Genomic DNA, 23,505 nt, shown 5'->3' with positions numbered 1-23,505 from the left:
CGAGCAGCCCGACTGGGCCTGGGGGACACGGCCCGGGGCGAGAGCAGCGCCTGGACCACTGGCACCGTATTTTTGCCGGTTGTACACCCCTATAGTGGGCGAGTTCGGCCTCGCGGGGAAGAACGACTCCTTGACAAATCGGGTTGGATCGCCTATAATATCCTTCGTGAAGCGTTCCTCGGTAGCTCAATGGTAGAGCGCCCGGCTGTTAACCGGGTGGTTGCAGGTTCGAGTCCTGCCCGGGGAGCCATTACTATGGGCCTGTAGCTCAGTGGGAGAGCGCTTGACTCGCATTCAAGAGGTCGAGGGTTCGACTCCCTTCAGGTCCACCAAGTTAAAAGCTACATTTTCTTGTAAAAAACACACAAGAAAATGTAGTTTATTTTATACATCAGCAATAAAAATACTTCGGCATGACGGTTCTTTAACTGTCATGTCTTTTTATGATCAAGAAAGGCGACTTATTAACCATTTATCAAAAAAAGAAGTTTTACGCGTTGCCGCTTATCAGCACAGCTTATGAAGAACAGCAGACCAGTCTCGATTCGCAGATTCAATATTATACAGATTATATCACCAATCATGAAGGCTGGGTATTTGCAGGTATCTATTCCGAACAGGCATCAGGTACGCGCTTTGATAACAGAACCTCGTTCAACCGCATGATGAAGGACGCCGATGTCTCTGACAACGGAAAAGACCCCACTTTGATCACGGAAAAGGGGACCACCCCCGCTTAGGCATAGCCTAAGCGGGCTTGCGGACATTTTCGGCCTCCTGCTCCCGCCTTCGCATACTTTCACGGAAGCGATAACTTTCACCGTTCATGAGGAGAATGTGAGCTCTGTGTGTTAGCCGGTCCAGTAGAGCCGCCGTCAGGCTTTCATTTCCGAACACCTCCGTCCACTTGTCGAACTCGAGGTTAGTGGTGATGATCATGCTGCCGCGTTCGTAGCGGCTGGCGCAGAACTGGAAGAGCAGCTCAGCACCCGTGCGAGTAAAGGGTACATAGCCGAGCTCATCAAGAATAATTAAGTCGTGGCTGAGCCAGGACTTCTCCAGTTTACTGAGGCGATACTCTTGTTGCGCCTCGAGGAGCTCATTGGCGAGTTCCGAGGCGGTAAAGAAGCGGACTCTGAGGCCCTGGCGGCACGCACAGATCCCGAAGGCAATGGCCAAATGGGTTTTGCCTGTGCTCGAATTCCCCAGCAGAATCACGTTTTCCTTTTGCCGAATAAACTCGCACTGGCCAAGGAGAAGCACCTTGTTCTTGTTGAGCGAGGGGATGGCAGCAAAATCGAAGTCTGCGAGGGTTTTCGTGAGCGGAAAGCGGGCGGTCTTTAGGCGGCGGCGTAGACTTCTTTCCTCGCGCCCTATGATTTCCTTCCTGCTCCGTGAGAGCGGCCAGGTAATCCACGTAGGTTTGGTTTCTTTCTGCAGCCTCCCGAGCCAGCGCAAGGTACAAGCGGCCCATGGCGGGCAGGCGCAGGCATTTCAGATTAGCTTCGAGCAACGCATTCCGTTCCATCGGCTCTATACCCCCTCAAGAGCTCGTTAAACTGGGCCACATTTGGTTTTTGAACTCTCGGTGTAGAGCTTAGGAGCTTTTCGGATGAGCTTGGCCAGAACATTTTCAGGAGTGCTTCATAGATGGCCGCAAAAGAACAGTCGCCAGCAGCCAGAGTCTGCTCGATCGCTGCCTTGAGCGCGATTTCATCAAAGGAGCGTCCCAGGCGCAGGACATTCACAAACTCGCGGGCGCCTTTGGGTGACTGCTTAAGAAGCCTGGTGAGTAGCTCCTGATACAGCGGACCCAGCTGTGCTTCCTTGAAGGGCCTGGCATCTAGAAGGGCGCGAGGCTTCTTTAAGAGCTCGTCCAGGTAGTGGTCGAGAACAAGGTGTTCTTGGCCGCGGCCGTAAAGCCGCGGGTGGCTCGCTATCAGCTTGTCCTTCCCATACACCTCGATACGGTCCACAAACGCCTTTAGCGTCAGCCAGCGCCGGGCATACGACCAATATCTAATTATGGCCAAATCCGCTATAATTAAAATAGGCAATACACCTCTATTTCGTACTCTTTTGTTTGTGAAGACGATGGGAACCTATATAGGGGCATTTAAAACGTTTCTAGCATCCTTACCAGCGTTAGATCTACTTTACAAGATGGCTCAGCGTATAACCATAACGTCGAATGAGTAACATATTGATCTTGCTGAAGTTTTATACTTCCACCTGCAATTTCTGTTCCATACCGTAAAGGCTACATCTAATTGCCTCCTTAATAAGGAATTCAGCAGCAACAATCAAGCTCAAATTTTATTTGTAAGGGATATATTGCAGGATGTTTCGATATCTTGATTGTTATTATGATTAATTTTAGATTAATGCATTGACAAAATTAGGCTATAATCATATAATATAATCATGGAGTAAAGGAGGAGAGTAAAATGGCTAAAGTAAAAAGCATGACCGACAAACAAGAAAATATACCAATGACCCAAAATATCATAGCAACAGCAAAAAAACCGAAGCAATCACGTCTTTCACAAACCATATGCCCGAACTTGTCAATAGAAGATGCCTTAGCAATTCCAAGAGCTATTAAAGATAATTTTGCTGGACAAGCTACTGCCCCCCTATTAGTCGCAGAAGCATGCGGTGTTTCTCCAACAAGTTCAAAGTGGCGCACTTTGACTGGTGCCGCAATTGCCTATGGATTAACAAATGGAGGTTACAATTCAAAGGAAATTTCATTAACCCCCTTAGGTGAAAGGATTGTTGCTCCTCGCGTCGAAGGAGACGATGAAAAAGCATTAAAAGAAGCAATTATGAAACCGACTCTTCTAGCTGATTTTTACCGCCAGTTTGACAACAATAAGCTCCCAAGAAAAGATATCGTATATAACATCCTTAGAAGCAAAGGTGTTCCTGAAGAAAGGCTCGAATCAACTTGGGATATCTTGAGAGCAAATGCCACTGCAGCAAAAGTGCTCAGGGTAATAAGCGGTAACGAATATATTTATGTTAATATGGAAAGCTCCTCATCTGCAGAACCTGTATCCCAAATAAGTCGTATTGAAGTTGATCAAGTACCTCCTAAAAATATTTCCAATGATGTTCTTGAAAAAATGAACATTACGCCACCTGACTACGCACCGCAACCCATTCCAATAAAAAAGGAAAAGCCCCATATATTTATTTCACATGGGAAAAATAATACTATAATTATTGGACAACTTAAGGAGCTGCTGGCCTATGGTCAGATGGAACCTATTGTTTCCGTTGAACGCGAAACAACCGCTATCCCTGTTCCGGACAAAGTCTTTGACGATATGAGGAACTGTGATGCAGGTATTATCCATATTGACTTAGAAGAGGTGCCATTTGGAGATGGTGACCAGAAGTATAGCCGCTTGAATGAAAATGTACTTATTGAAATAGGTGCTGCTATCGCCTTATATGGTAAACGTGTGATTTTGTTGTGTAAAAAAGGAACATTACTGCCGTCAAATCTACAAGGCTTATATCGATGCGAATATGAAGGCACACAATTGGACTATGCTGCCACGATGAAATTGCTAAAAACCATGCAAGAATTGAGAGACATGATGTAACTCTAGCAAAAACAGTATGCCATAGTTTAAGATTCCTTAGGTGAATCTATTGTGTAGAGAACGTTTGTATGATGACAAATGTACGGCATCTATATTCACCTAACTTGCCATTCAGAAAAAGAAGCAAAAGGACTTGAACCCTGGTGGGGCAGGTCTTTTTGCTTTTGCAGCTTATATATTATAGTGAATACAGTTACCGCGGGAAATTAAGGATGAACAAGGCTGAGAACCTATCTTTCCTGCCGGTATGTTGCTGTAGCACGGCGTAACTTAAATTACCACTATAGTTCAGAAAATTAAGGGTTGAAATAAATTATCTGGATCGATACCACAAGGAAGAAATCGGACTGCAGTATCTCCCAGAGCTGGAGGATCATTTGACCGCTTTTGTTTTGGAGGGCCTTACCGATTGTCTGAATTAAGAAGGTGCCTGAGCCGTACATGTGAAAGTAACAGCTTTAAAAGGAGGGCAGTTCTTGGATAACAGCGCTGCGGCTGAAGCCGCGCATACCGGCATGGGCACGGAAATGGCTCACAAGGCTTTCGGCAGGCACTCAGTGCAAGCGCTACGAGCCGTTGAAAACGAAGCACAAAGACTGGAACGTTTGCTCAGCCGTTTTCGGCCGGAAAGTGATATCAGCCGAATCAACCGTTCTGCGGGCGTAAAGCGAGAAAAAATCAGCTCTGAAACCTATAAAATCCTTTCATGTGCAACGGAATGCTCAGTCATTTCTCAGGGGTTATTCGATATTACCGTCGGCCCACTGGCAGACTTGTGGGATTATAAGCACGCGTTGGAGCCTCCTGCAAACAACAAGATAGAACTTGTTCTCCCTCTGGTTAATTACAACGATTTGGAACTGGATGCCGTCCACCAAGAAGCAGGACTGAAAACTTCCGGACAGGCTGTAGATTTAGGCGGCATCGGCAAGGGCTTTACCGGCGACCGTTTCATGGAGATATTTCAGGAATATGGCGTCAGATCCGCCTTTTCCAATATTGGAGGGAATGTGTCCACTCTTGGCAATAAGCCCGACGGCTCGCCGTGGCGTGTGGGTATCCGCCATCCCCGGCTAAATGGTCTGCTCGGCGCGGTGGCAGTGACCGGAAAGGCGGTGGTCACCTCCGGAGACTATGAGCGGTATTTTCTTGACAAGGAAGGCAGGCGGTTCCATCATATTCTGAATCCGATTACCGGGTATCCGGCAGAGTCCGGGCTTGTCAGCGTAACCGTTGTAGCGGACAGCGCCATGACCGCCGACGCATTGTCTACTGCCGTGTTTGTTGCCGGTTTGGAGAGAGGGCTTGCCTTGATAGAAAAATATACACATACAGACGCGGTTCTAGTAAACGCGGAGCTGCAGGTATACGTTACGCGGGGCTTGCGGAAGTGCTTCCAGGCAGCTGCCGGAATCAATGTAAACTATGTGTAGGAAAGGAAAGATTGTATCATGCAGACTGTCAAAAAGAGAAAGGGGAAAATCAGAGTGTGGATAGTAATATTATTAATTGTCGGTGTGATTGCATTGGGAATGGCAGGAGCGGTTGTCTTGACCGCTCCGGGGCGCAACGAGCTTCAAAATATGGTCATCGCCGATGTGGATTTTAAACAGCTGCGCGACGGGGTTTATACGGGTGCATACCGCGGAACAAAGGACGGCTTCAGAAACGCTGCGGTTGAGGTAACCGTAGCCTCGGGTGCTGTTACAAAGATCAGGGTGACAGAGGGAGCGCTGGCCGGTGACAAGCAAACGACTAAAATCAGAAAGGGCCTTACGATTAACAATCTGTTTGACGAGGTGATCAAATCTCAATCCCTGCAGGTGGACGTTATCAGCGGCGCGACCCTGACATCCAAAGCACATCTCAAGGCGGTGGAAAACGCGCTGAAGCAGGCGGAGATCAAATGATGTGCATCAATCAGGAGCGTATGATTTATAGAGAAAAGAATGACTGCAGCCCGCCTGATTTCAGGTGGGCTTTCGTACCCTATACAGTCCGTGGTAGGCGAAGGAAAGGCCGGATGTTCCGGTGCCCCTTGCATTACCGGTCTGGGCCGGGTATAATGAAGACGCAGCAGTTGATGGTGTCCCGGTTGTGTAAACATGCACCCAGCGAGGGTGCTTTTTGCTTTTCTGCAGAAAGGCCCGCCGGGGCTTTCTGGAAAATGTCGAAGCAGGGCGGCCACGGCCGCTGGGGCGGATGGTTTAAAGGGGGTTGAAAGTTGTGGACACAGCAGCAGCCAAGGCGCGGGCGCGCGGGCGGCACCCACTGCTTACGGCGCTTATTCCGGTGGTGGAGGGGCTGGGTAAGACCTTTGGCCGCTACACGGAAGTGGTGCTGCACGATATCAGCGACCCGGAGCATTCGATCATCGCCATTGCCAATGGTGAGGTTTCAGGCCGTACTCTGGGCGGCCCCATGACTGAGGTGGGCCTCAAGATGATCCGGGCCAGCCAGGGAGCACAGGACATTCTAAACTACGGCAACTACACCCGCGACGGGCGCAAGCTGAAGTCATCCACCATCCTGCTTCGCGATGAAACGGGAGAGGTCATCGGCTGCCTCTGCATCAACGTGGACCTAACTGAAATGAGCGCGGCGGAAAGGGTTCTGCAGGAGTACTGCCGGGTGGAGGAGGGCGGCCCCACAGAAACCCTGGCCACCAGCGTAAACGATGTCCTGGAGCACCTGGTGGAGCAGGCGGTGGCTGATGTGGGTAAAGCCCCCGCCCACATGACCCGTGAGGAAAAGATCCAGGTGGTGAAGACACTGGAAAAGCAGGGAGCCTTTCTGATCCGGGGTGCGGCCGAGTACATCGCCAAGACGTTGGGCGTCTCCCGCTACACGGTTTACAACTACCTGGACTAGCCCGCTCAGGGGGCCGGGCGGTTACCAAAAACCTGCCTCAGCGGCGGCAGGTTTTTTCTCTGCGGCGGGGTTGACAGGCTCTCGCGCGGTACCCTATAATGGCCTTGGGTCATGTTTACACAAATTGTTGCGATACTAAACTTGCTGTGTAAATTTCGGGAGGGGGAGGTAGAGGGATCCAGCCGAGGTTCTGCGACGAATACTTTCTCCAGAGCAGAAAAGGGTAGAAATCAGGGGGATTCCGGACAGAGAAGGAGGGCTCTTGGTAGTGAAAAAGCTCGGTCTATTGCCGCGCCTGCTCTTGGGTATTGCCTGCGGTATCCTCATCGGTGCCTTGACCCCGGAAGCGGTGGTCAAAATCCTCGTTACTTTCAGCGGCATTTTCGGTAACTTCCTGAATTTTGTAATTCCACTCATCATCATCGGCTTTGTGGCTCCCGGTATCGCCGAGCTCGGCCAAGGTGCGGGGCGGCTCCTGGGCATTACCACCGGCCTGGCGTATCTCTCTACGCTCATCGCCGGAACGGCGGCTTACCTGGTGTCTTCGGTGGTGTTGCCCGTTCTTACCAGCGGCTACACCATGACCGCGGCCCAGAACCCGGAGGAGGCACTGCTCAAACCTTTCTTTACGGTGGACATGCCCCCGGTTATGGGCGTTATGAGTGCACTCCTCACGGCCTTTATCCTGGGCCTGGGTGTAGCGGCCCTCAAGGGTAGGTCCCTCAGGGACGTGCTGGGTGAGTTTCAGCAGGTGGTAGAAGGCGTTATTCAAAAGGCCATTATTCCACTTCTACCTATCCACGTGGCCGGCATCTTCGCCAACATGACCTATGCCGGCGAAGTGATGCGCATCCTTACCATTTTCGGCAAGGTGTTCATGCTGGTCATTCTGCTGCACATCGCCATTCTGTTCTTCCAATATTTTACGGCTGCGGCCATCGGCCGGCGCAACCCGTTTGTGGCGCTGCGGAACATGTTGCCGGCTTACTTCACCGCCATCGGCACCCAGTCCAGTGCGGCCACCATCCCGGTGACCCTGCGCTGTGCCAAGACGAACGGTGTATCGGACGAGGTAGCCGACTTTGCTATCCCGCTTTGTGCCACCATCCACCTCTCCGGGAGCACCATCACCCTGACCACCTGCTCGCTGGCGGTTATTCTCCTGGCGGGCCATGCCTTCCCCAGCCTGGCTGCGTACTTTCCCTTCATCATGATGCTGGGCATCACCATGGTGGCGGCTCCCGGCGTCCCGGGCGGCGCAGTTATGGCGGCCCTGGGGATCCTGCAGAGCATGCTCGGCTTCACCGAGGCGCAGCTGGGTCTCATGATCGCTCTCTACCTTACACAGGACAGCTTTGGGACGGCCTGCAACGTAACGGGCGACTGCGCCATCAGCATCATCGTCGACACGTTGGCGGGGAATGGGCACCGGCGCGAGAAGCTGGCCCAGAGCCCGGCTGCGGCCCGTTAGCACCGCAGGCAGCTTTCGCTTCGATCCCGACCGGGCGGCAAAGGGGCGTATTTACGCCCCTTAACCCTTGCCGGGGAAACATCTTCCGGCTTGCGGATCAGCCCGGCGAAGACGCATACTTTGAAAGAGCGAACGGGGCGGGACTGCGGCCCACCCCGCAGGGGGAGGTTAATTAAATGATTACTCTTTCCGAAGTTCAGGCGGCACGCGAACGCCTGGCTAAGGTGGTGCACAAGACCGAACTCACCTACAGCCGGACCTTCAGTGAGCTTGCCGGCAACGAGGTTTACCTGAAAAACGAAAACCTGCAGAAGACGGGCAGCTTTAAGATCCGCGGCGCCTTTAACAAGATCGCTTCGCTCACGGACGAGGAAAAGCAATGCGGCGTCATCGCCTCTTCGGCCGGCAACCACGCGCAGGGCGTGGCGCTGGGAGCAACCCTTTACGGCATACCTTCCACGGTAGTCATGCCGGCCGGCGCGCCGCTGGCGAAGGTTATGGCCACCCGCGGCTACGGTGCCGAGGTGGTGCTGCACGGGGCCGCGTATGACGATGCTTACGCCAAGGCCGTGGAGATCCAAAAGAAGACCGGCGCCACCTTCGTCCACCCGTTCAACGACCCGCAGGTGGTGGCCGGGCAGGGGACCATCGGCCTGGAGGTCCTGGCCGACCTGCCGGATCTCGATGCGATAGTGGTGCCCATTGGCGGCGGCGGGCTTATCTCCGGCATCGCGGTAGCGGTAAAAGAGACGAAGCCGGACGTCAAGGTGATCGGCGTCCAGGCGGCCGGGGCGCCCTCCATGCTGGCCTCGCAGCGGGCGGGTCACATCACCACCCTGAGCTCTGTGGCCACCATCGCCGACGGCATCGCGGTCAAAACGCCGGGCGAACTCACCTTTGCCACGGTGCAGAAATACGTGGACGACATCGTTACGGTGGAAGAAGACGAGATCGCCAATGCCATTCTAATGCTCCTGGAGCGGGCGAAGGTGGTGGCCGAAGGCGCTGGTGCGGCACCCGTGGCGGCCATCCTGCAGCACAAGATCAACCTGACGGGCAAGAAAGTGGCGGCGGTGATAAGCGGCGGCAACATCGATGTCAACATCCTGGCGCGCGTGATCGATCGCGGCTTAGTCAAAGCCGGGCGCAAGGTGCAGTTCCGGATAGTCATCCCCGACCGGCCCGGCCAGCTGCAGCGGGTGCTGGAGGCCATCGCCGGCACCCAGAGCAACGTGGTCGCCGTCTACCATAACCGCACCAAACGGCACGTGGCCGTGGGCTTTGCCGAAGTGGAGTTCGTGCTCGAAACGCAGGACAAGGCCCACGCCGACACCCTGCTCTCCATGCTGGCGGCCCAGGGCTTCGAGGTTGAGCTTTTATGAGCGGAAGCGGCATCTTCACCATCATTGGACCGGTGATGGTGGGCCCCTCCAGCTCGCACACGGCGGGGGCGGCACGCCTGGGTTGGGCGGCGCGGGCCATCCTGGGGACGGAGCCGGTGGCGGCCGCCTTTTACCTGCACGGCTCCTTTGCGGAGACCGGGCGCGGCCACGGCACCGACCGGGCGCTCCTCGCCGGGGTCCTGGGGCTGGGCCCCGCCGACTCGCGGCTGCCCGCGGCGTACCGGCTGGCCGAGGCGGCAGGGTTGAAGTACGCCTTTTACACCCAGGACTTGGGGGACGCCCACCCGAACACGGTAAAGATTGTCCTCCGGGGCGGGGATGGCAGCCAGGTGGGTGTAACCGGCTCCTCGATAGGCGGTGGCGAGATTGTCATCACTGCTGTCGACGACCTGGCGGTGGAGTTCAGCTGCCATTATCCCACGCTCCTGACGCTGCACCAGGACCAGCCGGGCATGGTGGCGCGCGTTTCCGTGGAACTGGCGGCCGCGGGCGTCAATATCGCCTTCATGCGGGTCTTCCGGCGGGCGCGGGGCGGCGAAGCCTCCATGGTGGTAGAAATGGACGAAGACGCACCGGAGCAGGCGGTCGCCCGGATCGCCGCGCTGCCGGGCATGCGGCGCGTACGCGTGGTGAAGGCGGTGAGCGCGTGCTGACCTTTGCGAGCGGAGCGGAACTGCTCGCCCTGGCGGAAAGGGAAAACCTCTCGCTGGGCACGCTGGCCCTGCGCTGGGAAAGCGAGCAGGAAAGAAAGCCGGAGGCGGAGCTTAAGGCACGCATGGCGGAGTACCTGGCAGTGATGCGCGCGGCGGTCGAGCGCGGCCTCACGGGGAAAGACCGGTCGCCCAGCGGCCTTGCCGGCGGCCGGGGCCGCCTGGTGTGGGAAGCCTCCGGTAAGGCGCGCGTCGGCGGAGCCACCCTGGCCCGGGCGGCGGCCCGCGCCTTGGCGGTGGCCGAAGTCAACGCCTGCATGGGGCGGATTGTGGCGGCACCGACTGCCGGTTCGTGCGGCATCGTCCCGGGCGTGCTCTTCACGGTGGCCGAGGAGAACCACAAGGACGACGAAGCGCTTGTCTTGGCGCTGTTTACCGCCGGGGTTATCGGCCAACTCATCGCCCGGCGGGCCACCCTGGCCGGCGCCGCCGGCGGTTGCCAGGCGGAGTGCGGCGCCGCGGCCGGCATGGCGGCAGCGGCCGCAGTGGAGCTGGCGGGCGGCAGCCCCGGGCAGGCGTTAGCCGCCGCCGCCATCAGCCTTAAAGGTTCGCTCGGCCTGGTGTGCGACCCCGTCGCCGGATTGGTGGAGGTACCCTGCATTAAACGCAACGCACTCGGCGCGGCCAACGCCCTGACTTCTGCGGAACTGGCGCTGGCCGGGGTGGAGAGCGCCGTCCCCTTTGACGAGGTGGTGGATGCCATGGCGGAGGTAGGTCGGAGCCTCCCGCGGGAGTTCAAGGAGACCGCCCTCGGCGGCTGTGCGGCCACTCCAACCGGACGGGCCTGGAAAGAGAAGCTGTGCCGGCCGTTTTAGTAAAAGGGCTGTGCGACCTGCGACCCGGATGAAGAATCCGGTTTATTTTTTTACACCTCAGCCCAGTTATTGGCAGGAATTTGCCGCCCAACGTCTAATATTATAGCCATGTCTACATCACATGAACAGATGTACACGAGACAAGCTCTGCAGGAAAGGGGGGAGGGGGTCAGGGTTTCTTGGGTTGAGGGGCGGGAAAAGGAGAGACAAAGGAGGAAGCGAGGGTGCGGAAAAGGATTGGTGTTTTACCGGTAGCGGTCTTGGTGGCAATCCTGGTACTTACGGCCGGATGTGCCCCGAAGCCGGCGGCCGAGCAACCGGCAGAGCAGGCCCCGGCGGCAGGTGACACCATCCGCATCGGTGTGTTTGAGCCTATGACCGGCGATTCGGCAGCCGGCGGTCAAATGACCTGGGAAGGCATCCAGCTGGCTTGGGAGCTGCACCCCCAGGTCCTGGGCAAGAAGGTGGACGTTAAGCTGGTGGACAACAAGACGGACAAGAACGAAGCCGCCAACGCCGTCGCCCGCCTGATTGAAAAAGAAAAGGTTGTGGCGATCATCGGCAGCTACGGGAGCTCCCTCTCCATGTCCGCCGGCCCCATCGTGCTGGAGAAGAAGGTGCCGGCCGTGGGCTGCTCCCCGACCAACCCGCTGGTGACGAAAGACAACCCGTACTACTTCCGCGTCTGTTTTATCGACCCCTTCCAGGGCAAGGTGATGGCCAAGTACGCCACGGAGAACCTTAGGGCCAAAACGGCGGTGATCATCCGCAACGTGGCCGACGCCTACTCGGTGGGCCTCTGCAACTACTTCAAAGACGCCTTCGTCAAGTTGACCGGAAATGAGAAGGCGATCCTGGCCGAGCTCGACTACCAGCAGGGCGACCAGGATTTCACCGCCCAGCTCACCACGGTAAAAACGAAGAACCCGGATGTTATCTTCGCCCCCGGCCCTTATAACGACGGCGCCCTGATGATCAAGCAGGCACGCAGCCTGGGCATTAAAGCCGCCTTCCTGGGCGGCGACACCTGGGAGGCGCCCGAGTTCATCCAGATCGGCGGGAAGGACGTGGAGGGCGTAGCCCTCTCCACCCACTACAGCGTGGACGCTGCACCCACGGAGGCGGCCAAGGAGTTCGTCGCGGCTTACAAGAAAAAGTACGACGGCAAGGCCCCGAATGCCTTCGCTGCGCTGGGGTATGACGCCTACATGGTGATCCTGGACGCCATAGAACGCGCTGGTTCGCCTGACCCGGTGGCCGTCCGCGACACCTTGGCCAAGACGGCGGACTTCAAGGGCGTCACCGGCACCATCACCCTGGACGAAAACGGCGACGCCACTAAGAGCGCCGTGATTCTCCAGGTGCAAAACGGGCAGTTCAAGTACCTCACCACGGTAGAACCGGAGTAAAGAAGAACGCCGGCTGAGGCAGGGTTTTCCGCCCGGCGGCTTCCGGGAGGCAGGAAGGGAAACCCTGCCGCGGCCTGCTCTTTAAGGCGGCTCAGATCTGCCGTAAAGTTTAGTGAGAAACGAGGCTTCAGCATGACCTTAACCCTGTTTTTTCAGCACTTGGCCAATGGGATTTCGCTGGGCAGCTTGTATGCCTTGATCGCCATCGGCTATACGATGGTCTATGGGATCGTCCGTCTCATTAACTTTGCCCACGGCGACCTCCTCATGGTGGCTGCTTATGCGGCTTTTTACGGTATCCTGCTCTTCAGCCTGCCCTGGTGGGCGGTTTTTCCGCTGGCGGTGGTTCTGACCACCCTCCTCGGCCTGAGCATCGAACGCGTGGCCTACCGGCCCCTCCGGGACTCGCCGCGCATCTCGGTGCTCATTTCCGCCATCGGCGTCTCATTCCTGTTGGAAAACCTGGGGCTGGTGGTGTTCGGCGGGCGGCCGAAGGCCTTCTTTGTGCCCCCCTTCTTTGCCACCATGCACAGCATCGGCGGCGTGGCGGTCGCCACCCTCACCCTGGTGATCCCGGTGATCACCGCCCTGCTGCTTCTCGGCCTGATTTACCTCATCTACCATACCAAGGTGGGCATGGCCATGCGCGCCGTCGCGCGGGACCTGGAGACGGCGCGGCTCATGGCCATCGACGTGGACCAAATAATCTCCCTCACCTTTGTGGTGGGCTCTTCCCTGGCGGCGGTGGGCGGCTTGATGTGGGGCCTGAAGTTCCCGCAGATCAACCCGCTGCTCGGCGTCATGCCCGGGCTCAAGTGCTTCATCGCCGCTGTTGTGGGCGGCATCGGCAACATCGCTGGGGCGGTGCTGGGCGGCTTTGTGCTCGGGGTGGGCGAGATCCTCCTGGTGGCCTTTGTACCCGAACTGGCCGGCTACCGGGACGCCTTCGCCTTTGTCCTCCTCATCTTGACCCTCCTCATCCGTCCCACCGGCCTTTTGGGTGAGCGGGTCGCGGAGAAGGTGTAGCCATGTTAGAGCGTAAACATTATCTCACCGCCGGTACCGGGCTCCTTCTCATTGCCGTCCTGGCCTGGGCCGACAGCGGCTTTTTCGGCCTCCTTCAGGCCTGGGATGCCTACACCGTGCGCATCTTCAACCTCTGCGGCATCAACATCGGCCTGGCCCTGGCGCTCAACCTGGTCAACGGCTTTACCGGCCAGTTCTCTTTAGGCCACGCCGGCTTCATGGCCGTGGGCGCCTACACCGCTGCCCTGCTCATTATGCCGCCGGCAGTAAAGCAGCTCAACTTCTTCATGGTGCCGCTGGTACCGGCGCTGGCGGGGATTAAGCTGCCCTTTGCGGTCGGTATTCTGGCCGGGGGCCTCATGAGCGCCGGCTTTGGCTTCCTGATCGGCGCACCGGTGCTCAGCCTGCGCGGCGATTACCTGGCCATCGCCACCCTGGGCTTTGCCGAGATCATCCGCGTGGTTATTGTGAACGTAAAACCGCTCACCAACGGCGCCCTGGGGCTCAAGGGCATTCCCGGTTACACCGACCTGTGGTGGAGCTTCGGCTACGCCGCCCTCACCACCTGGCTCCTGGTCCGCCTGGTTTCCTCCAGCTACGGGCGGGCGCTGAAGGCCGTCCGCGAGGACGAGGTGGCGGCCCAGGCCATGGGGGTTAACCTCTTTTACCACAAGATGCTGGCCTTTGTGCTGGGTGCCTTTCTGGCCGGGGTTGGCGGCGCACTGCAGGCCAGCCTCATCACCAGCATCGACCCTAACATGTATCGCTTCCCCCTGACCTTCCAGATTCTGCTCATCGTGGTGCTGGGGGGCATGGGCTCCATCACCGGTACGGTGATCGCCGCTACGGTGGTGACCGTTTTGATGGAATTCCTGCGCATAGTGGAATCACCCCTCACCCTGGGGGCGCTCACGCTGCCGGGCATTCCTGGGATGCGCATGGTAGTTTTCTCCTTGCTTTTAATCGTAGTCATCCTCTTTTACCGCAACGGCATCATGGGTGAAAGGGAGTTCTCTTGGGAGGCCGCCGGCGCCCGGCTCAGGCTGCTCCGGTGGCGGCGGGAGGTGAGCCGGTGAGCGCGCTGCTTACGGCCGAGAACCTGGCGATGCGCTTCGGCGGGCTTACGGCGGTGAACAACTTTTCCCTGGAACTGGCGGAGGGGGAACTGGTAGGGCTCATCGGCCCCAACGGCGCCGGGAAGACCACCGTTTTTAACCTTATTACCGGCGTTTACCGGCCCACAGCGGGTACCATCTCCTTCTGCGGCGAAAAGATCACCGGCCTCAGGCCGGACGCCATCGCCCGGCGCGGCATCGCCCGTACCTTCCAGAACATCCGCCTGTTCGGGCGCTTAACGGTGCTGGAGAACGTGCTGGTGGCCCAGCATTTGCGCCTGGGTGCCTCGCCGCTCGCGGCCGTGCTGCGACTACCCAACTACCGGCGCAGCGAAGCAACCATGCGGCGGCGGGCCGAGAGCCTGCTCGCGGCGGTAGGGCTGAGCGCCCTGGCCGAGGCGCCGGCCGCCTCCCTGCCCTACGGCCAGCAGCGGCGCCTGGAGATCGCCCGGGCGCTGGCCACCGGGCCCAGGCTGCTCCTCCTCGACGAACCGGCCGCAGGCATGAACCCGACCGAGACGGTGGACCTCATGGCCTTTCTGGAGCGCATCCGGCGCGAGTTCTCTTTGACCATTCTCCTTATTGAACACCAGATGCGGGTGGTAATGGGCATCTGCGAGCGCATTCTGGTGCTGGATTATGGTGAGCTGATTGCCGAAGGGCCGCCGGCGGCCATCCAGCACGACCAGCGCGTCATTGCGGCCTACCTGGGGGTGACGGCAGGTGCTTGAGGTCAAGAATCTCCACGTGTATTACGGCGGCATCCACGCCTTGAAGGGCGTCAGCCTCACCGTCCCGGAGGGGAAAATCGTCACCCTGGTGGGCGCCAACGGCGCCGGCAAAACCACCACCCTCAAGGCCGTCTGCGGCCTGGTGCGGCCTGCAAGCGGTGAGGTGCTCTTTCTCGGCCGGCGCCTGACCGGTCTTAAAACCACGGCCATCATCCAGGGCGGCGTTACCCTGGCCCCGGAGGGCCGCCATGTTTTCCCCGACCTCAGCGTAAAAGAGAACCTCATCCTGGGCGCTTACGCGCGGCGCGACAGCGCCGGCATCCGGGCCGACCTGGAAGGCGTCTACAACCTCTTTCCCCGGCTGAAGGAGCGGCAGGGGCAGCTCGCCGGGACCCTCTCCGGCGGCGAGCAGCAGATGCTGGCGGTGGGCCGCGCCCTCATGTCGCGCCCGCGCCTCCTTATGCTGGATGAACCCTCCCTGGGGCTGGCCCCGCTTCTGGTGCAGGAGATCTTCCGCATCATCCGGCGCATCAACGCCGAGGGAAAGACCATTCTCCTCATCGAGCAGAATGCCCGGGCCGCCCTGGAACTGGCCGACTACGGGTATGTGCTGGAGAGCGGGGCGGTGGCCCTTTCCGGGAGCGGGCGGCAGCTGCTTTCCGATGACCGCGTCCGGCAGGTGTACTTGGGTGAAACAGGTTGACCGGCGAAACTTCCCCGGGCTCTCTTTAAGTGGAACTTTGGGGTACCTGTGGGTACCCCTTTTGCATTGGGAGCAGCTTACTCTTTACAAGGGCGTCGGCCGAGTGGTAAGATAAGAGCGAGAAATTGTGATATAAATGACAAAGTCTGGGGGCCGTAGGATGCTGGAGGTCACGGTATGTGTGGGCAGCGCCTGCCACCTGAAGGGATCGGCTGAGGTGATCCGCATCCTCAAGGATTTAATCGCCGCCTACGACCTGGGAGACCAGGTGACGCTCGCCGGTTCCTTTTGCCAGGGCCACTGCACGGACGGTGTTGTCGTGCGGGTGGGAGAGGAGCTCATTACCGGCGTCAGCCGGGACCAGGTGTATGACCTTTTTCAGAAGAAAATCCTCGGGAGGTGCCGCCTGTGAGCGTCATCACCACCCGGGTGGCCGACTGCCGGGACTGCCACCGTTGCCTCAGGCACTGCCCGGTCAAGGCCATCTCCTTTGAATCGGGTCAGGCCCATGTGCTCGACGAGCGCTGCGTAGCCTGCGGCACGTGTACCCTGGTTTGTCCCCAGCACGCCAAGATCATTCACAGCGACCTGGCCCGGGCGCAGGATTTTCTCGCCCAGGGTGAAAAGGTGGCGCTCAGCCTGGCGCCGTCCTTTCCGGCCGCTTTCCCGCCGGCCGTCGCCGCTTCCCTTCCGGCCCGCGCCCGGGCCCTGGGTTTTACCTGGGTGGAAGAGACGGCCGTCGGCGCCGAGGTGGTGGCGGCGGAGTATGCCGCGTTGCTCAACGAGCGCGAGACGCCGCTTATTTCCGCCTGCTGCCCGGCGGTGGTGAACCTCTTGGAGAAACACCACCCGGAACTCCTGCCGTACTTGGCTCCCACCCTGTCGCCCATGACGGTGCACGCCCTGCTGCTTAAAGACCGCTTCGGGCCGGAGATAAAAGTGGTGTTCGCGGGGCCCTGTACGGCCAAGATCGATGAGGCCCGGCGCCCCGAGGTGGCCGGGCGGGTGGATGCTGTGATCACCTTTGCCGACCTTAAAGAATGGCTGGCTGCCGCGCCTGCGGCGTCGCCCCCGCCGGGGGCGGAGGCCTGGGGGTACAGGCTCCCGGCCCGCTCCTTTCCGGTGAGCGGCGGGGTGCTGGCCGCCGCCGGCATCAAGGCCGACCTCACCAGCGGGGTGGTGGCTGTGAGCGGCCTGGAGGAGTGCCTGGAGACCTTCGCCGACCTGGCGGCGGGGCGCATCCGGCCGCGGTTCATCGAGGCCATGGCCTGCCGGGGCGGCTGCGTAGGCGGGCCGGTTATGCCACAGGGTACCAGCGCAGCGGCGCGGCGCCTCCAGGTGGCTGCCTACTTCCGGGAAGCCGACGCTGCTCCCTCCCCCTGGCACATTCCTGCCGGGTTCCTGGCCGATGAGCGGCTGCGCCGCTCCTACGTGGACCGGCGGCAACGTCTCCCTGAGCCCAGCCCGGCCGAAATTGCCGCCATCCTGGCCCGTACCGGTAAGACCCGCCCGGCGGACGAGGCCAACTGTGGCGGCTGCGGCTACAGTTCCTGCCGGGAAAAAGCCTACGCCGTTTACCAGGGCTGGGCTGAAGAAGAGATGTGCATTCCCTTCATGAAGGCCAAGATTTCCTCGCTGGCCGGAGCCATCGTGGATTCCACCCCCAGCGCAGTGATTGTGGTGGACCCGGAGCTTACCATCCAAGAGTTCAACCCGCGGGCACGCAGCCTCTTTGCTCCCGGGAATGAGGCTGCGCAGGGGCAGCCCCTGTCTGCCTTCCTTGATCCCGGGGATTTCGCCCGGGCCTGGGCCGAGCAGAAAGCCATTGTGGATAAGCGCGTCGCCTACCCGGAGCGCCACCTGGTCACCCTTCAAACCATCCTGCCGATCAAAGACTACGGCCTCATCGTCGGCATCATCAACGATATTTCGGAAACGGAACGGCGCCGGCAGGAAGTGGAGGCCATGAAACGCGAGGCGCTCAGCCGGGCGGAACACGTCATTACCAGGCAGATGCAGGTGGCCCAGGAGATCGCCGGGGTCCTGGGCGAGACCACGGCCGAAACCAAGGCCACGTTGCTGGAGCTCATCCGCATTGTGAGCGGGAAAGAGGAGAAGAACAATGCGCCTCGTGGCTGACGTGGGGCAGGGCAGCCTGGCCAAGGCCGGCGAGGAGCTCTGCGGCGACCGGGTGGAAGTGGTGCGGCAGCCGCGCCAGACCACGGTGGTTCTTTCCGATGGACTTGGTAGCGGGGTGAAAGCCAATATCCTGGCCACCTTAACCACCAAGATTGCTGCAGGGCTCCTGGCCCGGGGTGTGTCTTTGGAGGAGGTGATCAGCACCGTCGCCCAAACCCTGCCTGTGTGCCGCGAGCGGCGCATCGCCTACTCCACCCTGGCCGTGGTGCAGGTGAAAACCAATGGGGCGGCGCGCGTGATGCTCCTGGACAGCCCGCCTGTCTTTCTGGTGCGCAAAGAGCAGGTTATCAGTTTCCCTACCCGGACGCGCCAGGTGGCGGGCCGTGCGGTGGAAGAGGGCGCTCTGGAGCTGGTGGCGGGCGACCGGCTGGTGCTGGTGAGCGACGGGGTGCTGCACGCCGGCATCGGTGGGATCCTCCCCCTGGGGCTGGGCGAAGAGGGGCTGGCCCGGCACCTCACGGAGCTCGCCCCCCGCTGCCCCACGGCCGAGCAGCTGGCCGAGCGCCTGGTGGAACTCTGCAATGCCTACTACACCCTGGCCCCGGGCGACGATACCACGGTGGTGGTGCTGGCCCTGCGCCGGCCGCGGCAGTTGGTCCTTTTTACCGGCCCGCCGCGCTCGCCGGCGGCCGATGCCGAGACGGTGGACAGGTTCATGCGTGCACCGGGCAAGAAGGTGGTTTGCGGCGGCACCACCGCCAAGATCGTGGCTCGGGAGCTGAGCCGGCCGCTCACCGTGGACCTGACCTATGAGGACCCGGAGATCCCTCCCTGCGGCCACATCCCAGGAATAGACCTGGTAACGGAGGGTATGTTAACCTTGAATCGAGCGCTCGTTTACCTCAAGGCGGGCCGCATTCCGGACCGGGCCGACGGCGCCAGCCAGGTGGCGCGCCTCTTGAGCGCGGCCGACGAAATAAAGATAGTGGCCGGACTGAGTGTCAATCCGGCGCACCAGAACCCGGACCTGCCGGCCGGGCTGAACCTGAGGGCGGGTACCGTGGACCGCCTGGCGGCAGAGCTCAAAGCTCAGGGACGTGTGGTGCAGGTGGAGTGGTGTTAGGCAGGCAACTTGACAGAGGTGCTTGTTCAGAGTACAGTATTTACTACCGGGAGAGTGTAACCTGGAGACAGGTAAGGGGGCGCACGGAGTGAGGGAAGGTAAAGAAGAACACGTGCCGATGGTGGTTATCCGCCGCCTGCCCAAGTACTACCGGTACCTGGGTGAGCTGGTGGAGCGCAAGGTGGAAAGGATTTCCTCGCAGACCCTGGCCGACATGATGGGCATTTCCGCCTCCCAGCTCAGGCAGGATCTCAACCACTTCGGGGAGTTTGGCCAGCAGGGTTACGGGTACCGGGTGGAAGACCTCTACCAGGAAATCGGCCGCATTATCGGCTTGGAAAAGGAATACAACATGGTCATCGTTGGTGCCGGCAACCTGGGCCAGGCCCTGGCGAACTATCCGAACTTCAGCAAGCGCGGCTTCATCTTGCGAGGCGTCTTCGATGTCAACCCCAAGCTGATCGGCCTCCGGCTCCGTGACAACGAGATCATAGATACTGACCGGCTCGAGGACTTCATCAAAAAGAACGACATTTCCATCGGCATCATCACCGTCCCCAAAGAGGCGGCGCAAGAAGTGGCCGATCGCATGGTCAAGGCCGGCATTAAGGCGATCTGGAACTTTGCTCCGATAGACCTGAAGGTACCCGAGGATGTGATCCTGGTGAACGAGCACCTGGCCGACCGGCTTATGGTGATTTCCTTCCGGCTGAAGGAACTGGGTTACGATGAGTAGCTACTCTCTCGAGTAGCTTTTTTCTTGTCAAGCGGACAGGGGTGTGTTAAGATGGTAGGAACAAGGCGGGTGAAAGCCCTACCCAAACGTGGTAAACCTACTGGCTAAGGAGGAAAAGCCGTGGAAGCTGACACGCCCCTCTGGCTGGAAGAAGGGCTTACCTTCGACGATGTGCTCCTGGAGCCGGCCCGTTCGGAGATTTTGCCGCGGGATGCGGATGTCACCACCTACCTCACGCGGGACATTCGCCTTAACATCCCGCTGGTGAGTTCGGCCATGGACACGGTGACCGAAGCGCGCCTGGCCATCGCCATGGCGCGTGAGGGTGGTATCGGCGTCATCCACAAGAACATGAGCATTGAACGCCAGGCCCAGGAAGTGGACAAGGTAAAACGCTCCGAGAGCGGTATTATCGTGGATCCCATTTTTCTTTCCCCTGAGCACCGGGTGGCCGACGCGGTGGAGATCATGGAGCGCTACCATATCTCCGGCGTGCCCATCACCGATCCCGAGGGGCACCTCATTGGCATCATCACTAACCGCGACCTGCGCTTTGAGGAGGATTACTCCCGGCCCATCAGCGAGGTCATGACCAAGGAGAACCTTATCACCGCCCCGGTGGGCACCACCCTGGAGCACGCGAAAGAGATCCTCAAGAAGCACAAGGTGGAGAAACTGCCCCTGGTGGATGAAAAGGGCCGCCTGAAGGGGCTCATTACGATCAAAGACATCGAAAAGGCCAAGAAGTACCCGAACGCTGCCAAGGATGCCGTGGGACGCCTGCGCGTCGGGGCGGCGGTGGGAGTGTCGGCCGACACCCTGGAACGGGCCCGCGCCCTGGTGAAGGCCGGGGTGGACGTGCTGGTTGTAGATACGGCACACGGCCATTCACGCGGCGTGCTGGAGATGGTGGCGCGCCTTAAGGGCGAGTTCCCGCAAACGCCCATCGTGGCCGGCAACGTGGCCACGGCCGCCGGGACAGAGGACCTGATCGCCGCCGGGGCCGATGCCATCAAGGTGGGAGTAGGCCCGGGGTCTATCTGCACCACGCGCGTGGTGGCGGGCATCGGTGTACCGCAGATCACGGCCATCTGGAACGCCTCTCGCGCAGCCGATAAGCACGGCGTCCCCATTATTGCCGACGGCGGCATCAAGTTCTCGGGCGATATCACCAAGGCGCTCGCGGCGGGGGCGGCCAGCGTTATGATCGGCAACCTCTTTGCCGGTACCGAAGAAAGCCCGGGCGAAACCATCATTTACCAAGGGCGCAGCTATAAGGTTTACCGCGGTATGGGTTCGCTCGGCGCGATGAAAGAGGGCAGCCGGGATAGATATTTCCAGGAAAATGTGGAGAAACTGGTACCGGAAGGAATTGAAGGGCGTGTGCCCTACAAGGGCCCCCTGGCGGAGACCGTGTATCAGCTCATCGGCGGGCTCCGGGCCGGCATGGGTTACTGCGGCGCCGCCAGCCTGGCGGAGCTTAAGCGCACGGCACGCTTTGTGCGTGTTACGGCAGCGGGCCTCAGGGAAAGCCATCCGCACGATGTAATCATTACCAAGGAAGCGCCCAACTACAGCGTGGACAGGTAGAGGCTGCAGCCGGAGGGGAGTGCCTGCCGTAAAATGGGAGAACGGCAGGGAAGGAGAATCGGCCGGCAGGTCGAATATACTGTAGTGAAGGTTAAAAGCATGTTAAGCCGAGCCAGGTAGTAGAACCCCACTGACTGTAAGGGGTGGTGGACCATGGTTAGGCCGCTTAGGTACGCTTCAGTAAGCCAACGCAGTGCCTGTACCTGTGGTGCTGATACCGCGGGAGGGCATGGTGCGTTGGCTTTCTGTGTAATCGGGGGGGATTCGCAAGGTAGCACGCGTCGACCGGAAGGGAGGTCCCCAATACCAAGGGAGGTGCTGCATGGTGAAGTGCACGGTGATCGAGACCGGGGGTTTCCAGCGGGGGATCTGTGATCTATGCGACCACCACTGTGAGCGGGACTATGAGGGTACCGGCCGCAGGTTTCCCCACGAGGAGCAGCTCCCAAATTGCGCTTTTTACCAGCGCGCCTACTACCTGAAGCCCCTGGAACCGAATCTGAGCCGCGTGAGGCGCCCCCAAGTAAACTAGGGCCAAGCGAGGATCCCGGCCGCACCGGCCGGGATCCTCGCCTTTAGCCGAACAATCTCTAAACATTCATGAGAGAAGTTCGTTTTTTACCTTGACATCCTCAGAAGGGCTCTGTTAAGATAAGCCTGTCAGAGAAAATAGAGGAAAAAGGAGGAAGTGTCAAGGTGAACAGAGAGGCTGTCGCACCGGCAGCGGACCAGGGCGGCTTCCTGGAAAAGTACTTTCACCTCACGGAGAATGGCACCACCGCGCGCACCGAGATTCTAGCTGGACTGACCACCTTTGTCACCATGGCCTACATTATTCTCGTGAACCCCATTGTGCTCAAGGCGGGTGGGCTGGATCCCGGGGCCGTCTTTATGGCCACCTGCTTCGCCGCCGCCGCCTCCACGCTCTTCATGGGCCTTTATGCCAACTACCCCTTCGCCCTGGCACCCGGCATGGGCCTTAACGCCTTTTTCGCCTATGTCATGGTCGGCGCCATGAAGCTCGACCCATACACCGCGCTCGGGGCCGTCTTTCTTTCTGGAATCATCGCCGTCATTGTTACTCTCACCGGCCTCCGCGAGCTCCTCATCCGCGCCATTCCGCTGCCGCTGAAGCACGCCGTTGGTGCCGGCATCGGTCTCTTCATCGCTTTTATCGGCCTCAAGAACGCGGGCCTCATTGTGCCCGACCAGGCCACCATTGTTGCCTTGGGCAACCTGTCCGACCCGAAGACCCTGCTCGCCGTGATAGGCCTCATTCTCACCGGTACCCTGGTGGCCCGCCGGGTGAAGGGCGGTATGCTGCTGGGCATTCTCCTTACCACCCTCATCGGCGTCCCGCTCGGGGTGACCAAGCTGCCGGCCGGCGTTATCTCGCCGCCGCCCAGCATGGCCGCCGGTTTTCTCAAGCTCAACGTGCTGGGAGCCCTGAAGTGGAGCCTTTTTCCCACCATTTTCTCGCTCTTTTTTGCCGATCTCTTTGATACCATCGGCACCTTCGTCGGCGTGGCCAGCCGGACCGGCATGATCGACGAGCAAGGCAACCTCAAGCGCGGCAACAAGGCCCTCTTTGCCGACTCAATAGGTACCGTGGTGGGGGCGCTCTTGGGCACCAGCAACACCACCACCTACGTGGAGAGCGCCGCCGGCGTGAGCGTGGGCGGGCGCACCGGGCTTACCGCCGTGGTGGTGGCCATTCTCTTCGTACTGAGCATCGTCTTTTCACCCGTCGCTCTGGCGGTACCGGGCGAGGCCACGGCGCCGGCGCTGGTCATCGTCGGCATCTTTATGGCAGCCAGCCTCACCGAGATCAAGTTCGGCGACTTCCTGGAGGCCTTCCCTGCCTTCCTCACCGTCATCCTGATGCCTCTTACCTTCAGCATCTCGCTCGGGCTTTCCCTGGGCTTTATCGCCTATGCCCTGGTGATGCTGCTCAGCGGTAAGGGTGCCCAGGTGCACTGGATGATGTACCTCCTGGCCATCCTCTTCACGTTATACTTCGCTTTCATCCACTAGAGCTGTCTGCGGCAG

General features: G+C 59.4%; 23 protein-coding genes and 2 tRNA genes. 23 read left to right on the top strand and 2 right to left on the bottom strand.

All coding sequences use genetic code 11. The features are described 5' to 3' along the window. Nucleotides 1-175: 175 nt before the first annotated feature. The 3 genes from K5554_RS00760 (at nucleotide 176) to K5554_RS00750 (ending at nucleotide 740) form a co-directional block, all read left to right on the top strand. Nucleotides 176-250, top strand: a tRNA-Asn gene (locus K5554_RS00760). A gap of 7 nt (nucleotides 251-257) precedes the next feature. After that, a tRNA-Ala gene (locus tag K5554_RS00755) sits at nucleotides 258-332 on the top strand. Nucleotides 333-497: 165 nt separating this feature from the next. Continuing rightward, nucleotides 498-740 (top strand): recombinase family protein, encoded by a 243-nt coding sequence (locus tag K5554_RS00750; protein WP_221039283.1) that lies wholly within the window; start codon nucleotides 498-500, stop codon nucleotides 738-740. Nucleotides 741-747: 7 nt separating this feature from the next. Here K5554_RS00750 and istB read toward each other — a convergent pair whose 3' ends face one another. Both istB and K5554_RS00740 read right to left on the bottom strand, forming a co-directional pair. Beyond that, complete coding sequence (istB, locus tag K5554_RS00745) at nucleotides 748-1,458, bottom strand: IS21-like element helper ATPase IstB (protein ID WP_305038864.1); 711 nt, start codon at nucleotides 1,456-1,458, stop codon at nucleotides 748-750. A gap of 41 nt (nucleotides 1,459-1,499) precedes the next feature. Then, nucleotides 1,500-1,976 (bottom strand): hypothetical protein, encoded by a 477-nt coding sequence (locus tag K5554_RS00740; RefSeq protein ID WP_221039282.1) that lies wholly within the window; start codon nucleotides 1,974-1,976, stop codon nucleotides 1,500-1,502. A 471-nt stretch (nucleotides 1,977-2,447) separates the two neighbouring features. On the opposite strand from K5554_RS00740, the gene K5554_RS00735 reads away from it, so the two are divergent. The 20 genes from K5554_RS00735 to K5554_RS00640 all read left to right on the top strand — a co-directional run bounded on the left by K5554_RS00735 (nucleotide 2,448) and on the right by K5554_RS00640 (nucleotide 23,490). Next, a complete protein-coding gene (locus K5554_RS00735) occupies nucleotides 2,448-3,614 on the top strand; it encodes a TIR domain-containing protein (RefSeq protein WP_221039281.1) in 1,167 nt (388 codons plus the stop codon). Nucleotides 3,615-4,090: 476 nt separating this feature from the next. Further along, entirely contained in the window at nucleotides 4,091-5,047 is a 957-nt protein-coding gene (locus K5554_RS00730; RefSeq protein ID WP_221039280.1) for an FAD:protein FMN transferase, read from the top strand. Between the two features lie 54 nt (nucleotides 5,048-5,101). Further along, nucleotides 5,102-5,524, top strand: a complete 423-nt coding sequence (locus K5554_RS00725; RefSeq protein ID WP_221039279.1) for an FMN-binding protein — start codon at nucleotides 5,102-5,104, stop codon at nucleotides 5,522-5,524. A gap of 316 nt (nucleotides 5,525-5,840) precedes the next feature. Next, a complete protein-coding gene (locus tag K5554_RS00720) occupies nucleotides 5,841-6,485 on the top strand; it encodes a transcriptional regulator (protein ID WP_221039278.1) in 645 nt (214 codons plus the stop codon). Between the two features lie 268 nt (nucleotides 6,486-6,753). Then, entirely contained in the window at nucleotides 6,754-7,956 is a 1,203-nt protein-coding gene (locus K5554_RS00715) for a dicarboxylate/amino acid:cation symporter (protein WP_255565445.1), read from the top strand. A gap of 176 nt (nucleotides 7,957-8,132) precedes the next feature. Continuing rightward, a complete protein-coding gene (gene ilvA, locus K5554_RS00710) occupies nucleotides 8,133-9,338 on the top strand; it encodes a threonine ammonia-lyase (protein ID WP_221039276.1) in 1,206 nt (401 codons plus the stop codon). Continuing rightward, on the top strand, nucleotides 9,335-10,012 hold the full coding sequence (gene sdaAB, locus K5554_RS00705) for an L-serine ammonia-lyase, iron-sulfur-dependent subunit beta (RefSeq protein ID WP_221039275.1): 678 nt from the start codon (nucleotides 9,335-9,337) through the stop codon (nucleotides 10,010-10,012). The genes ilvA and sdaAB overlap by 4 nt, the downstream gene beginning before the upstream one ends. Then, the gene (sdaAA, locus tag K5554_RS00700; protein WP_221039274.1) at nucleotides 10,006-10,884 is read left to right on the top strand and encodes an L-serine ammonia-lyase, iron-sulfur-dependent, subunit alpha; all 879 of its coding nucleotides are present in this window, start codon (nucleotides 10,006-10,008) and stop codon (nucleotides 10,882-10,884) included. The genes sdaAB and sdaAA overlap by 7 nt, the downstream gene beginning before the upstream one ends. Before the next feature lie 224 nt (nucleotides 10,885-11,108). Beyond that, complete coding sequence (locus K5554_RS00695; protein WP_221039273.1) at nucleotides 11,109-12,293, top strand: ABC transporter substrate-binding protein; 1,185 nt, start codon at nucleotides 11,109-11,111, stop codon at nucleotides 12,291-12,293. A gap of 132 nt (nucleotides 12,294-12,425) precedes the next feature. Next, nucleotides 12,426-13,319: a branched-chain amino acid ABC transporter permease gene (locus K5554_RS00690; RefSeq protein ID WP_221039271.1), complete on the top strand. Its 894-nt coding sequence runs from the start codon at nucleotides 12,426-12,428 to the stop codon at nucleotides 13,317-13,319. Between the two features lie 2 nt (nucleotides 13,320-13,321). Continuing rightward, nucleotides 13,322-14,395: a branched-chain amino acid ABC transporter permease gene (locus tag K5554_RS00685; protein ID WP_221039270.1), complete on the top strand. Its 1,074-nt coding sequence runs from the start codon at nucleotides 13,322-13,324 to the stop codon at nucleotides 14,393-14,395. A 29-nt stretch (nucleotides 14,396-14,424) separates the two neighbouring features. Next, nucleotides 14,425-15,165 carry an ABC transporter ATP-binding protein gene (locus tag K5554_RS00680; protein ID WP_221040463.1) on the top strand — a complete coding sequence of 247 codons (741 nt, stop codon included), beginning with the start codon at nucleotides 14,425-14,427 and terminating at the stop codon, nucleotides 15,163-15,165. Next, nucleotides 15,158-15,868: an ABC transporter ATP-binding protein gene (locus K5554_RS00675; protein WP_221039269.1), complete on the top strand. Its 711-nt coding sequence runs from the start codon at nucleotides 15,158-15,160 to the stop codon at nucleotides 15,866-15,868. Before K5554_RS00680 ends, K5554_RS00675 begins: the two co-directional genes overlap by 8 nt. A 160-nt stretch (nucleotides 15,869-16,028) precedes the next feature. Continuing rightward, entirely contained in the window at nucleotides 16,029-16,280 is a 252-nt protein-coding gene (locus K5554_RS00670; RefSeq protein ID WP_221039268.1) for an NAD(P)H-dependent oxidoreductase subunit E, read from the top strand. Further along, the gene (locus tag K5554_RS00665) at nucleotides 16,277-18,007 is read left to right on the top strand and encodes a [Fe-Fe] hydrogenase large subunit C-terminal domain-containing protein (protein ID WP_221039267.1); all 1,731 of its coding nucleotides are present in this window, start codon (nucleotides 16,277-16,279) and stop codon (nucleotides 18,005-18,007) included. Before K5554_RS00670 ends, K5554_RS00665 begins: the two co-directional genes overlap by 4 nt. After that, nucleotides 17,991-19,130, top strand: coding sequence for a SpoIIE family protein phosphatase (locus K5554_RS00660; protein WP_221039266.1), 1,140 nt, complete (start codon nucleotides 17,991-17,993; stop codon nucleotides 19,128-19,130). Before K5554_RS00665 ends, K5554_RS00660 begins: the two co-directional genes overlap by 17 nt. A gap of 88 nt (nucleotides 19,131-19,218) precedes the next feature. After that, a complete protein-coding gene (locus K5554_RS00655; RefSeq protein WP_255565442.1) occupies nucleotides 19,219-19,866 on the top strand; it encodes a redox-sensing transcriptional repressor Rex in 648 nt (215 codons plus the stop codon). A gap of 120 nt (nucleotides 19,867-19,986) precedes the next feature. Continuing rightward, entirely contained in the window at nucleotides 19,987-21,456 is a 1,470-nt protein-coding gene (gene guaB / locus K5554_RS00650; RefSeq protein ID WP_221039265.1) for an IMP dehydrogenase, read from the top strand. Nucleotides 21,457-21,778: 322 nt separating this feature from the next. Then, the gene (locus tag K5554_RS00645) at nucleotides 21,779-21,988 is read left to right on the top strand and encodes a hypothetical protein (protein WP_221039263.1); all 210 of its coding nucleotides are present in this window, start codon (nucleotides 21,779-21,781) and stop codon (nucleotides 21,986-21,988) included. Between the two features lie 164 nt (nucleotides 21,989-22,152). Then, nucleotides 22,153-23,490, top strand: coding sequence for an NCS2 family permease (locus K5554_RS00640; protein WP_221039262.1), 1,338 nt, complete (start codon nucleotides 22,153-22,155; stop codon nucleotides 23,488-23,490). Nucleotides 23,491-23,505: the final 15 nt, after the last annotated feature.

This window comes from Gelria sp. Kuro-4 (assembly GCF_019668485.1).
In the GTDB taxonomy this organism is placed as follows: Bacteria; Bacillota; DTU030; order DUMP01; family DUMP01; genus DUMP01.
Note: the sequence above shows the minus strand (reverse complement) of the source record. Positions and strands in the feature narration are given on the sequence as shown.